Raw genomic sequence first — 12,732 nt, 5'->3', positions numbered from 1 at the left:
TTTAGCGGCCCGTTCTAGTTTCTGTCAGTGTTCATTCCAACAATGAGCGCTTTTTTCTAACTTGAGTAGGGCACGTTTGTGCCTAATTGACTTAAGGGAAGGAGAAAGAGATGGGATTAACGATGATAAAGCGTTTGTGGGTCATTGCACTTTTAGCGCTAGTACCGGTTATAGGGTATGCCGCAGATGAGATGAAGGCCGATAAATACGAAGGTATTGAGATTGAAGTGAACATCAATACTGCCTCTAGTGACGAGCTCGCAACACTACTGCTTGGGGTAGGAGAAACAAAGGCAAAACAAATCGTCGCCTTTCGTGAGGTGCATGGTGAATTCAAAGATGCTGATGAGTTGCAGATGGTGAAAGGAATCGGGGAGGCGACGGTCGACAAAAATCGAGCCCGTATCCGGTTATAATTATAGAACTATTGCTTTAACAACTTACGGGCTAGTAGCGCTATTGCTAGCCCAGATAAGGAGCCAATCAGGTGTGATTCAGTGGATACCCTAGCATTGATAAGCTCAGCGGTAGATAAAGTTACGAATCCACTGTTTTCAGCCAGCAACTTCAATCCTAAGCCCGCCAACAAAAACCAACTGCTACGCTTTCCTCTAGTGACTTCTTGATAGGCGTATAGGGCAAACAACCCGTGCAGTACGCCTGAGAAACCATAGTAGATTTGGGTCTGCGTAAACAGTAGCCCAATACCGATGAAGGTCGAGATAAGGGCGATATAGATACTCAGTTTTTTCCATCGAGCATGAAATAAGTAGCTGATGATCCAGAGTCCAGCGAGGTTCATCAGCAAGTGATACGCATTAGTATGGGTAAAGTTACCTGTTATTAGTCGCCACCATTGGTGTGTTGCGATAAGATCGTGCTCCCAACGTAGCGCAGTTGATACCGCTGGAATCATAAACGACGCTAAGAGTAAGCTGAAGGCAATTAGGAATTTATACACGTAACTATGTCCCGATACTGTGAAAGGTGTGGCCGCGCCAAGAAAGCCTGTTTGTGTCAATGGATTCAGGCGGTTGAAAGCTCTATTGAGGTGGTTATTCTGCAGCACCCTAGTGAGGTGAATCAAGCGAAAGGTACCGCCAAGATTATAGAGTTGAGTGTTTCACCTAGTCACCTTTTGGTTGGAGAGGACTTTTCGGCTGATCCAATGGTAAATCAATGGTTAGCTGAGCCCAATACGCTCAATCTCATCCTGTTTCCCACTCTTGATTCTGTGGAGCTGGGTGGCACGGTAAAGACCTTAGCCAATTTTCACAAAACACGCTTATTTCTCATTGATGGCACTTGGAAAAAAGCCTTTAAGATGTATCAGTTATCCAGCAACCTTCACTCGTTGCAGCAGGTCCATTTACCTAAGGATTTAGAGGGGCGCTACACCATACGCAAGGCCCCTAAAGAGAATGCGCTATCTACCGTAGAGGCTGCTTATCACGCGCTTACCATAATGAACGCCTGTGATGCTAAACCCCTAATCAACGCCTTCGATAAAATGGTTGAGTTTCAGATCTCTCAATTGCCTGAAGGTACTTATGATAAGTACTTTGGCGGTCGCAATAGGTAACCAACAGCGTTAGCTTGCAAACATCTTTGAGTGCATTTTTTGTGCGTAACCATCGGTCATGGCAGAGATGTAGTCGCAGATAACTCTAAATCCTTGGTCTTGCTGATCCCTCGCGAGTCTCCACTTGTTCTTGGTTGCCTCTGGAAGCAACCTTTCTGGGTCACCACTGAGCGCTTCAAAAAGGTCTATGACTATTTGCTGCCCCTTGTACTCAATGAGCTGAACCTCAGTGGCGTGAATCACATAGTGACTGACAAAACCCTTAAACACCTCTAGTACATCGAGCATTGGAGGATGGAGGGTGGCGTTGAATCGAACAAGAGGATGACTAAATTCACTGTCGGTGACTTCGGTTATTTCCGCACTGGTGAGTAAGGCATTAACGATACTGCCAATGGCATCTTTTCGCAGATAGTGCTCTCCAGAAAAGAGTTGCTCGCTTAAGCGGTTTATCTCAGCCTCCATCCAAGGATGGCCACAATCTGCAAGCTTGCTGGCGGCTGACTCGAGCCATTGCTGCTTAGAGACCAATCCTAGAACTATGGCATCCTCCAGATCATGCACGCCATAGGCAATATCATCGGCCAGTTCCATAATGGAGCAATCAAGAGATTTGAAACGAGTCTTCTTGGTGGTATATCGATTCCCCGCGTGGTGCTTAAGGCTACAAAATGGTTCTATGTCCTGTGATGGAAGCCCCTGAAGCACCCATTCAAAATACGCGTTGTCGATATCAAACACACCCTTTGCAGGTGTCCAGCGGCTCGCCTTAAGCTGCCTTGGGTTATCTATGCCATCGGGTATGGAATCGCGCTCTACTTTACTCAGCAGCGATGGGTATTTGAGAAGCCCAAGCAAGGTGCGCCGGCACAGGTTCATGCCGTGATGCTGAGTGTAGGGCTCAAGTTGGCTGACGATCCTAAAGGTCTGAGCATTGCCCTCAAAGCCACCATGCTCACGCATCATATAATTGAGCGCAACCTCGCCACCGTGTCCGTAGGGTGGGTGGCCAATGTCGTGAGCCAGGCACAGCGTTTCAATCAAGCTGGTGGTAGGAAGTATTGAAAGAAGATCAGGATGCTTAGATTGCAGCTGGGCGAGAATGCCAGAGCCAATTTGCGCGGCCTCTAGAGAGTGCGTCAGTCGCGTGCGATGAAAGTCATTACCACCGGCGCCATGTACCTGTGTCTTGGCTTGCAAGCGCCTGAAGGCAGCAGAATGCAGCACTCTAGCCCTATCTCTTTGATAAGGGTCGCGGTGATCATTAAGACGTGCTTTATTTTCTTCGTTTATACGCTGTTGCCAGAGATTTTCTACTTCCATGTGATTCAACTACTTTGTTAGATTAACTGATCTCATCAAGAGTCAACTCGAAGCTCGCGGAGAAGGTTTTTAGGAAATAACACATTTCCGGAGAATCCCTCTCTTGCAGTGTTTGCTCTAAACGTCGCTTTGCTGCGGCAAACTCATGATTACCGGCTGAAAGCTCTTCCAGACACTTTAGATAGGCACAAATGCAGTCAGCTTGCTTTACTAGCGAGTGCTCTTCGTCTGTGGCTTCTCCGCTAATAAGAAATGGCTTAAAGTCATCGACTAATTCTTCTGGAACCATAGACAGAAGCTTCTCTTCCGCTGCGGCCTCGATCTTTTTGTATTCCTTGGCAATGTAGGGATTGTAGTATTTGACTGGGGTAGGAAGATCGCCTGTCAGAACCTCACTACTGTCGTGATACATGCCGAGTACTGCAATGTGTTCAGGGTTGACATTACCACCAAATTTTTTGTTTTTGATGATAGCAAGTGCATGAGCAACAAATGCGACCTGAAGGCTGTGCTCTGAGATGTTTTCCTTAGAAACAGAACGCATTAATGGCCAGCGCTGAATAAGCTTCATTCTAGCTAAGTGGGCAAAAAAGTGGCTTTCTTTGTGCATGCTAATCAACCTTGTAGTAAGACAAAAAAAGAGGCACTAGGCCTCTTTAACATAAGTTATTGTGTGTACTGCGTGATGAATCGCTCGAAACGACTTATCGCCACTTCGAGGTCTTCGATATGTGGCAAGGTGACAATCCTAAAGTGGTCAGGCTTAGGCCAGTTAAATCCTGAACCCTGAACCAATAGCACCTTCTCTTGTTTCAAAAAGTCTAGCACCATTTTTTGGTCATCATGGATTTTGTAGATCTTGGGATCTAATTTAGGGAACAGGTACAGTGCACCTTTGGGTTTGACACACGACACTCCGGGAATAGAAGTAATCATGTCAAACGCTTTGTCTCGTTGCTCTAAAAGTCGACCACCCGGCAGTATCAACTCGTTGATACTTTGGTAGCCCCCTAATGCGGTTTGCACGGCATGTTGCATAGGTACGTTGGCACACAGTCGCATAGACGACAGCATGTCTAAGCCATCGATATAGCCTTTTGCAAGGTGCTTGGGACCGGTGATGAACATCCAACCACTGCGGAAGCCACAAATACGGTAGGCCTTTGATAGACCATTGAAGGTAACCATCACCACGTCGTCTGCCAGAGTGGCGATAGAGGTGTGAGTAGCACCGTCGTAAAGGATTTTGTCGTATATTTCGTCGGCAAAGATAATCAGGTTGTGCTCGCGAGCCACCTCAATAATTTGCAGCAATAGGTCGCGACTGTAGACAGCCCCTGTTGGGTTATTAGGGTTGATCAGAACCAAACCACGCGTCTTGGGTGTGATCTTAGATTTGATATCTTCGATATCAGGGAACCAATCAGATTGCTCATCACATAGGTAATGAACTGGGTTACCCCCAGATAGAGATACTGCTGCCGACCACAAAGGGTAATCAGGCGCAGGTACCAGTAATTCGTCGCCATTGTTCAGTAGGGCTTGCATCGCCATTACGATCAACTCGGAAACACCGTTACCCATGTAAACGTCTTCAACGTCTAATGAACGTAGCCCTTTTCTTTGATAATACTGAACTACAGCCTTACGAGCAGAGTAAATACCTTTAGAGTCACAGTAACCCTGAGAGGTTGGTAGATTTCTCAGTACATCGACTAGAATTTCATCAGGGGTATCAAAACCAAACGGGGCGGGGTTGCCGATATTTAGTTTAAGAATTTTATGCCCTTCTTCTTCCATGCGTTTAGCATGTTTGAGTACGGGACCACGAATGTCGTAGCATACATTATCGAGTTTTGATGACATCTCGATATTTTTCATTGTTAACCCTTAGAGTTTATCGATGTTAATAGTGTCAAATTACACCAAATTGGTAATTTTGAGTAGAAAAATCTGCACCCAAACCATTGAGTTACGCCCATTTCAGAGCTTAAATTTATGTTTGCTCTACAATTGTAGTTGTCCTGCTTGATTTGGCTAATCAGTCGCCCTAGAGTATGCGCATGAACAGGGTAAATCTTAAGAGAAAATAGAGAGTTAGAGGTCACATTGTCTCATCTTGCAAATGCTATTAAACAGCTCGCCCAACAAGTTGAATCCGCACCGAGAGATGTCTGCCGTGTAGAGGTGGCCATTGAAGAGTTGTGCGCCGATTCTGTTCTGCCATGGATGGGAAACCAATCTCTGTTTCCAAAATTTTATTGGCAGTCTCGTGATACCACCGAAGAAGTGGTCGCATTGGGCCAGGCTAGAACGTTTAACGAGATCAACCCCGCCTACTCGGTACTCAATCAGGACCAGAGAATTTGGGGAGGATATGCCTTCCCTTATAAAGAGAATAAAGGACGTTGTCTGAGTTCATTCTTCTTTTTGCCTCATATTGAACTCGTCCGAAGAAAGCAGGATTGGTTTTTAGCGGCTAACTTGATGGAAGATAGAGATGCGGTGCGCCGTGCTGTCTATCGTCTCAATGGCGATACGATGTCGCTTTCTGCGCACATGCCGGCAGTTACTGATGTCTTACATACCCCAAATAAAGAATTGTGGAATGATAATGTCGAACTGGCATTGGAGACTATTCACAACAGTGATTTGAAAAAAGTGGTTTTAGCTCGTCAAACTACCATTAAGCTGGATTCTGCGCTGCAAGGCATCGAATTATTAGCCTTGAGTCGTAAACAAAATCGCCACAGTTTTCACTTCCTATTCCAACTAGAAGAAGGCCATTCGTTTATTGGTTCGACGCCCGAGCGATTATACAGTCGTCGTGGTCAATTGATTGAAACTGAAGCACTCGCCGGCACTATTGGTCGACACAGCAACCCAGCACAAGATCTAGAGTTGGCGAATTGGCTGATTAATGACAAAAAAAACCTGCAAGAGAATCAGTATGTGGTGGATGATATCGTCGAAAGCTTGACACCCTTTTGCTCAAATATTGAGGTAGAGGGTGAAGCTCGTTTAGTTCGCCTTCGTCGTGTTCAACATCTAAAACGCCATATACAAGCAGAGCTAACCAAGCACGCAGACAGAGGAAGACTTCTGCAAGCTCTGCAGCCGACAGCAGCCGTCGCAGGATTACCTAGACGTCTAGCCTTGGAGTTTATTGAACGTCATGAGCCATTCTCACGAGCTTGGTATAGTGGCTCGGTAGGTTATATTAGCGAGCAAAGTGCAGAGTTTTGTGTGGCTATTCGTAGTGCTCTAGTGCAAGAGGATAATCTGCATTTGTTTGCGGGTGCTGGCATCGTTCCTGGCTCGCAAGCTGAACATGAGTGGCAAGAATTAGATAAGAAAATGTCGACGCTTCTTAGCCTCATTACAGAGCAAAGTGTATTGGAACAGGCTTCATGAGTCGGCTGTCTCTTGATGGCTTATCTCAAGCACAAGTAAACCGGGTTTGGTCGGCAGTTTTACTTGAAGAAGCGACCCGTTTTGGCGCCAAGCATGTGTGCATTGCGCCAGGTTCGCGCTCCACACCGCTAGCCCTAGAGTCCATCCAACAAGACAATCTCACTTTGCACACTCATTTTGATGAGCGCGGCTTGGGCTTTTTTGCGTTGGGTCTTGCTAAAGTAACTCAAACCCCGATTGTTGTTATTGTTACTTCAGGAACTGCGGTTGCCAACTTACTACCTGCGGTTGTTGAGGCAAACCTTACCGGCGAAAAACTGATTTTAATGACCGCTGACAGGCCAATACAACTGGTTGGCGTCGGTGCGAATCAAGCGATTGTTCAACAAGGCTTATTCTCAACTCATGCCGTTTCTGCGTTAAACCTGCCAAGTCCAAGCGCTTCGGTAAATGTGCGTTGGTTACTTTCTCAGTTTGATGAAGCGCTGTATACACAGCGAGAGAAGGGCGGGCCTGTACACATTAATTGCCCGTTTCCTGAACCTCTCTATGTAGAAGATTGCCCTTCGTTGTCACAGATAGAAGATCTACCTGTGAATTGGCTCAACTCCCGTGAAACCTTTGTGCAAAAAGAACCTAGTGCTCGCTCTAATGCCTTTGTGGAGTTTCTGGATTCTCATAAAGACCACAAAGGCTTAATCATTGTTGGCCGACTACCTTATGAGCAGTCATTGAAAGTCAAACAACTGGCTCAGCAGTTAGGTTGGCCGCTGTTGTGCGATCCTCAATCAGGTATTAGCTCTGAGTGGCAAGGCTATGATGTATGGCTTCATAATGACACGGCAAAAGCTCAGTTAGCACAATGTGATTTGGTTATTCAATTTGGCGCTCGGCTAGTGTCAAAGCGCTTGTTGGCGTTTTTAAAGCAGCGGGTTCTGGAGCCGGACTTTACGGCGTATGCATTGCTCAGCGATGAGGCGGGTTCTTTAAACCCAGATTATTTGCCAATGCAGCGATTTTCAGCGCAATGGTACATGGATACACCTCTTTCTTCGCAAAGCCAGAATTGGGCTGACGAATTGACATCCTACTCTGAGCAGGTTGCCACGCAGGCTCGTAAGCTATGCCGCAGCGACATTACCGAACTAGAGATAGCGCATCGACTCTCTGAGATCACTGATGGCTATCAGCTGTTTCTTGGTAACAGCCTTGGCGTGCGCCTAGTTGATATGGTCTCTCAAAACTTGAATGCCGAAGCTTTTTCAAATAGGGGAGCTTCAGGGATTGATGGCATTGTTGCCACTAGTGCGGGAGTGGCGGCAGGTTCAAGCAAGCCAACCTTAACGTTTATTGGCGATACCTCACTACTGCATGACCTTAACTCTCTCTCATTGATAGCGGATAAGGGCTGTATCGTATTGGTATTGAACAATGATGGCGGCGCTATCTTTGACATGTTGCCCGTGGATGAAAACCACAAGCAGCGCTTGTATCAGATGCCTCATGGCTATCAATTCAAACACGCTGCACACCAGTTTGGTATGCTCTATGAGCAACCTAAAACCTGGTATGAGCTGGAGCAAGTTGTTGCAGATTTCGATGCCTCTGGCTCCCGCTCTGTGCTGATTGAGGTCATCACTCCACCTAATGAAGCCTCAAATAATATAAAAGCGTTAGTTACTGCTTGCAAAGAGCACTGATTGCCCTTGTGTAATAAAACGTCGTCATTATCCCCTCTTAAGGCTTTAGCAAGCACACCGACGGCGCGCCTAGTCTTTGTGCATGGTTTTTTGGGGAGCCGTGCTGATTGGAAGCCCGTGGTTCAATATCTTCCGGAGAGTGTTGATGTGTATGCCTTAGACCTTCCCGGGCACGGCAGCGCTAAGCAGACATGTCCTAAAGATTTCAAAGGTTTCGTCGATGATATAAAGGAACAGCTACGAATCCTGCTTGACGACGGCACTCCTTTGTTCTTGGTAGGGTATTCCCTTGGAGCGCGATTACTGATGCATTTGGCTGCCGAGCTTGATGCCGATGAATGTTCTATTGCCGGATTTGTGATCGAGGGCGGAAACTTTGGTCTGCAACAAGAGTCAGAGATAGAGTCACGATGGGAAAATGATTGCCGTTGGATTGCGCGTTTTAGAGAGCATCCCCTCAATGAAGCGCTCGATGATTGGTATCAGCAGGGCGTATTTTCGTCACTGACTTTTGAGCAAAGAAAAGGGCTGATTGAAGAACGCTTAAGCAACAATGGTGAGGCGCTGGCCGAGGTAATGTCGGCGACTTCGCTGGCTAAACAAGACGACTTGTTACCATCACTGCAAAGCTCAAAGCATAAGATCTACTATATTGCAGGAGAGAATGACGAGAAGTTTTGTCGGTTGTATGAGTCTAGCAAGGTTGATTATGAAGTAGTTTCGGGGGCCGGACATAATGCTCATAAGGATCAACCTAACAAATATGCCAAAAAATTGACTCAGCTCTTATCCCTTAGAGACACAGACTCGTTATGATGCCCCCCGATTGGTGCTTCCACCAATGTTGGCTTAGGAAACAATAATTATGAGAAAAGCTAATTTGTACCGTTATCAGTTAGAGATGGATAGCGGTGTTATATTGCGTGAACAACGATTGACCCAACGAGAAGGTTGGGTTGTAGAACTATTTGAAGATGGCCGAGTTGGCCATGGTGAAGTTGCCCCCCTAGTTGGATTTAGCCATGAAAGCATGGACCAAGCGTTTGTCGAGGTTGTTGCTAGGCTTGAAAAGTGGATTGCAGGTGAGCCCCTAAATAGCACCTGTCAGTACCCTTCTGTAGCATTCGGTTTATCTATGGCCGAATATGAATTGAAAGGCTTACTGGGTGAAGAGGGAAACTATCAAGCGGCACCATTGTGCAATGGCGACCCTGACGACTTGATCCCAGCGCTTGATGCGATGCAGGGTGACAAGGTGGCTAAGATCAAAGTGGGCCTGTATGAGCCTATTCGTGATGGAATGTTGGTCAGCCTGTTTTTGGAATCGGTGCCTGATTTACAACTTAGGCTTGATGCCAACCGAGCTTGGGATTTGAATAAAGCAAAGCTGTTTGCAAAAAAAATCAAACCATCACAGCGCTCGCGCATTCAGTACATTGAAGAGCCCTGCCGTGCTCCTGGAGATAGCTTAACCTTCGCTATTGAAACCGGCATTGCTATTGGTTGGGATGAGACACTGCAAAACGGTGTAATGAATCCAGACTTCCATTTGGAGTCTTTAACCGGTGCGAAAGCCATTGTGATCAAGCCAATGCTGATTGGCAATATTGAGCGTTGCATTCAGTTGATTGAAAAGGCGCAAGCTGCAGGTCTAATGGCAGTGGTCAGCTCAAGTATCGAATCGAGCTTAGGGCTCGATCAGCTGGCTCGCTTTGCTCATCAATTTACGCCAATGACCACACCGGGTTTAGATACCTTACAACTGTTTAAAGAGCAGCTTCATACGCCGTGGCCCGGCAGTGAACTGCCAGTGAGAAGTCTTAGCTCTCAAACCCTAGTTTGGCACCAGAGCGCGGAATAGCCTTTTGTTAGCGCCCAACTTTGAACTTTGCTCACCTCTTTCCTATTGGAGCAGATCGCCTGATGGGGAAGGGGGAGGAAAGCCAACTACTGTAAATACGCCTTCACTACAAACCGCCTCTCATAACTATGCTTGGGATCAGTTAGCAGGCTATGTTGTCAGTGTTCAAAAGCAGTTTTTTTCTCAAGGCCTAGAAAGCGGCGATGTATTATTGGTTGTGACTGCTCACAGTTCTTTTGAGTGCTTAATGGTTTATCTAGCCGCTTTGGAAAGTGGCATCATTGTGGCTTTTGTACCAGTTCTTCCTCATACGGAACTGATGAAACGAAGTGCAATACTAAGCAGTTCGGCATGCTTTGTTTGTCCTTCTATCGAAGATCACTCCGCTGCACTTCCAAACACCCTCGTTATTGATTTCTCTGAACCGACAGATATGAACAAACCGCGTTACGGTGAATTTTGTTCATCTAACATTGCGAGCTTGATTTTTACTTCTGGCTCGACGGGAGATCCTAAGGCTGTAGCGCATACGGCGCAAAGCCACCTTGCTTCTGCTCGCGGGTTAAAAGACGAATTTGGTTTTGATCACACCAGTACTTGGCTTCTATCTTTGCCTCTTTTTCATGTCTCTGGTCTTGCCATAGTGTGGCGATGGCTACTGAGCGGTTGTTGTCTGCGTTTGAAACAAGGAAAAGGATTGGCTCTTGATGGGGTGACTCATACCTCGATGGTGCCAACGCAATTGCTGAGGGTGCTAGAAGAAAACAAAAACATTGAGCTGGAGCGGGTGTTGCTTGGCGGAGCCATCATACCGCACCAGTTGGCGAGTTTAGCTAAGGAGCGAGGAGTTGATACTTGGGCAGGCTACGGCCTTACTGAGATGGCGTCCACGGTGACAGCTAAGCGTGTGGATGAAAATGATACAACAGGCAAAGTCCTCCCTCATCGACAACTTAAGGTGCAGGACCAACGAATATTTGTTCGTGGAGATACTTTAGCCGCAGGGTACTGGCGAAAGGGCAAACTGTATCCGCTTTTGTTAATTGATGGCTGGTTTGATACCAAGGACCTTGGGCAGTGGTGCAATGACGAGTTAGTGATCCTTGGGCGAGCGGACAACCAGTTTATTTCTGGTGGTGAGAACGTCCATTGTGAAGAGATAGAGAGAGTATTGCTTAAGCACCCCCGTGTCCAACAAGCCTTTATTGTGCCTGTTGCGGATAGGGTCTTCGGGCATCGACCTGTTGCCGCTCTATCACTTGACGGAACAGAGCTAAGCGCTTCCTTCAAGCTTGAACTTAATACGTTGTGCCAATCTCACTTGCAGGGCTTTAAACGTCCAATCGCGTATCACACCATACCTGCTCAATTGCTTGGGCAAGGCATTAAGGTCTCTCGGGCACAATTGAGAGACTGGCTTCTTCGCACACGGCAATAATCACCACTTAACATCATTTTGTTATGACTTAGAGCAAAAGGTGATTTTTTAATCTCCTCGCATGGCGTCATAATTCTATTCCAGTAACTAAGGAATCGAAGGAAGAACCTCCCTTCGCTAAATGGAATGAATTATGTATGTACTGTGGGCTCTAGTGGCTTTATCCCTTACTATCGCACTCTTCACTAACGGTCTTGTCGGCTCAATCGCTGTGGCAGTAGGCTTCGTTTTAGTGCTCAGTATTGCTATCAAGTTTGGTCGCACTAATGCCCAAAAAAGCAGTCATCGTATGTTGTCTCGTGTTAAACCGAGCCACTATGACAAGGTGCTTTAGCTTAAAACCAGCTTAAAACCGAATAGTTAGTAAAGTAACCATACCAACGTACCAATAGAAATTGCCAGCCATAACCCTACACCAAATAATAGGGGTTTCAGCCCTGCCTCTTTGACTTGCTCCAACGAGATTGCAGAACCAATCAAGAATAAACATGCGACCAGTGTTTGCTTAGCGACAGAGAAGGTCATCTGATAAAGGGTCTCAAACTGAGGCAAAAGATCACTGACCACCACCGCTGCAATGTACAGAAATATAAAGGTTGGGATTTGTAGCTTCTGTTTTCCTTTTCCAAAGTACCATGCACTGCCAAGAGCAACAGGGATGATCCACAATGCCCGAGCAAGTTTCAGGGTGGTTGCGGTTCTTAGCGCTTCTTCGCCGTATGCGCCAGCAGCACCCACAACCGATGAGGTATCGTGAATAGCAATGGCAGCCCAAACCCCGAAGGTGTGCTGATCTAGATTCAGAGCATGACCAATGACAGGAAATACGAACAGCGCCACGGAATTAAGAACAAAGACCACTGCGAGCGCTAAGCCAGTTTGATTGGCATTGGCATTGATTGCAGGCGAGACTGCGGCAATAGCACTGCCACCACAAATAGCGGTACCACTAGAGATGAGGTAGCCCGTTTTCTTATCTAGGCCTATCTTGATAGCGATCCAGGTGCCCAGTATCAGCGTAACAAAGATAGTGGTAACGATAAGGCCGATCCCGCTGGAGGTTGCTTTAAACGCTTCAGAAAGGGAAATCCCAAAACCGAGTCCAATAATTGAATAGCTCAGCAGCTTTTTGGTCCACTTGGCAAGAGGAACATTGGTTGGAACCCAACCGAGCTGTGAGAGAATTAATCCTAAAACGAGGGCTGAAGGAGATTGCAACCACGGAGTGAAGCAAAGGACTAACACCACGAAAAATGGAATATGGGACTTAGAGAACTGCTGCATGGATTCGATGTCTTGGAAATTCAGTCCTTTATGATAACGAGCGCCACTAAATTTCGCGAATTTATGTGCTTTTTAGTACTCAAAGTTCTATACAAAATAACGTATATTCCATGTGGTGATTAAAAAGAGT

General features: G+C 46.4%; 13 protein-coding genes. 8 read left to right on the top strand and 5 right to left on the bottom strand.

Annotated elements, in window-relative coordinates; all coding sequences use genetic code 11:
• The first annotated feature begins 110 nt into the window (after nucleotides 1-110).
• Entirely contained in the window at nucleotides 111-416 is a 306-nt protein-coding gene (locus OCU35_RS09625) for a ComEA family DNA-binding protein (RefSeq protein WP_261825272.1), read from the top strand.
• A gap of 8 nt (nucleotides 417-424) precedes the next feature.
• Here the strand turns inward: OCU35_RS09625 and rrtA are convergent, their stop codons facing one another.
• Nucleotides 425-961, bottom strand: coding sequence for a rhombosortase (gene rrtA, locus OCU35_RS09620; RefSeq protein ID WP_261825271.1), 537 nt, complete (start codon nucleotides 959-961; stop codon nucleotides 425-427).
• Between the two features lie 6 nt (nucleotides 962-967).
• Here rrtA and OCU35_RS09615 point away from each other — a divergent pair, with 6 nt between their 5' ends.
• A complete protein-coding gene (locus OCU35_RS09615) occupies nucleotides 968-1,582 on the top strand; it encodes a tRNA-uridine aminocarboxypropyltransferase (protein ID WP_102322941.1) in 615 nt (204 codons plus the stop codon).
• A gap of 9 nt (nucleotides 1,583-1,591) precedes the next feature.
• On the opposite strand, the gene OCU35_RS09610 is transcribed toward OCU35_RS09615, so the two are convergent.
• Genes OCU35_RS09610 through OCU35_RS09600 form a run of 3 tightly spaced genes read right to left on the bottom strand, consistent with a single transcriptional unit; the run spans nucleotide 1,592 to nucleotide 4,786 of the window.
• Nucleotides 1,592-2,905, bottom strand: a complete 1,314-nt coding sequence (locus OCU35_RS09610; RefSeq protein WP_102334463.1) for an anti-phage deoxyguanosine triphosphatase — start codon at nucleotides 2,903-2,905, stop codon at nucleotides 1,592-1,594.
• 22 nt (nucleotides 2,906-2,927) lie between these two features.
• A complete protein-coding gene (gene yfbR, locus OCU35_RS09605) occupies nucleotides 2,928-3,515 on the bottom strand; it encodes a 5'-deoxynucleotidase (RefSeq protein ID WP_017027470.1) in 588 nt (195 codons plus the stop codon).
• Nucleotides 3,516-3,571: 56 nt separating this feature from the next.
• Nucleotides 3,572-4,786, bottom strand: a complete 1,215-nt coding sequence (locus tag OCU35_RS09600; protein ID WP_102498719.1) for a pyridoxal phosphate-dependent aminotransferase — start codon at nucleotides 4,784-4,786, stop codon at nucleotides 3,572-3,574.
• A gap of 228 nt (nucleotides 4,787-5,014) precedes the next feature.
• On the opposite strand from OCU35_RS09600, the gene OCU35_RS09595 reads away from it, so the two are divergent.
• From OCU35_RS09595 to OCU35_RS09570, 6 genes are all read left to right on the top strand, one after another.
• Nucleotides 5,015-6,319: an isochorismate synthase gene (locus tag OCU35_RS09595; RefSeq protein ID WP_261825270.1), complete on the top strand. Its 1,305-nt coding sequence runs from the start codon at nucleotides 5,015-5,017 to the stop codon at nucleotides 6,317-6,319.
• Nucleotides 6,316-8,019, top strand: a complete 1,704-nt coding sequence (gene menD / locus OCU35_RS09590; protein ID WP_261825269.1) for a 2-succinyl-5-enolpyruvyl-6-hydroxy-3-cyclohexene-1-carboxylic-acid synthase — start codon at nucleotides 6,316-6,318, stop codon at nucleotides 8,017-8,019. Before OCU35_RS09595 ends, menD begins: the two co-directional genes overlap by 4 nt.
• A 6-nt stretch (nucleotides 8,020-8,025) precedes the next feature.
• Nucleotides 8,026-8,835, top strand: a complete 810-nt coding sequence (menH, locus tag OCU35_RS09585; protein WP_261825268.1) for a 2-succinyl-6-hydroxy-2,4-cyclohexadiene-1-carboxylate synthase — start codon at nucleotides 8,026-8,028, stop codon at nucleotides 8,833-8,835.
• 49 nt (nucleotides 8,836-8,884) lie between these two features.
• Nucleotides 8,885-9,880 carry an o-succinylbenzoate synthase gene (gene menC / locus OCU35_RS09580; RefSeq protein WP_065209599.1) on the top strand — a complete coding sequence of 332 codons (996 nt, stop codon included), beginning with the start codon at nucleotides 8,885-8,887 and terminating at the stop codon, nucleotides 9,878-9,880.
• A gap of 4 nt (nucleotides 9,881-9,884) precedes the next feature.
• Nucleotides 9,885-11,318 carry an o-succinylbenzoate--CoA ligase gene (menE, locus tag OCU35_RS09575; protein ID WP_261825267.1) on the top strand — a complete coding sequence of 478 codons (1,434 nt, stop codon included), beginning with the start codon at nucleotides 9,885-9,887 and terminating at the stop codon, nucleotides 11,316-11,318.
• Between the two features lie 133 nt (nucleotides 11,319-11,451).
• The gene (locus tag OCU35_RS09570; RefSeq protein WP_102322934.1) at nucleotides 11,452-11,652 is read left to right on the top strand and encodes a hypothetical protein; all 201 of its coding nucleotides are present in this window, start codon (nucleotides 11,452-11,454) and stop codon (nucleotides 11,650-11,652) included.
• Between the two features lie 26 nt (nucleotides 11,653-11,678).
• Here OCU35_RS09570 and OCU35_RS09565 read toward each other — a convergent pair whose 3' ends face one another.
• Nucleotides 11,679-12,602, bottom strand: a complete 924-nt coding sequence (locus OCU35_RS09565) for a YeiH family protein (RefSeq protein ID WP_017027479.1) — start codon at nucleotides 12,600-12,602, stop codon at nucleotides 11,679-11,681.
• Nucleotides 12,603-12,732: the final 130 nt, after the last annotated feature.

Origin of the sequence: Vibrio breoganii, assembly GCF_024346795.1 — a bacterium.
GTDB lineage: Bacteria > Pseudomonadota > Gammaproteobacteria > Enterobacterales > Vibrionaceae > Vibrio > Vibrio breoganii.
The sequence above is the reverse complement of the archived record's forward strand: the minus strand, read 5'-3'. Positions and strand labels throughout refer to the sequence as shown.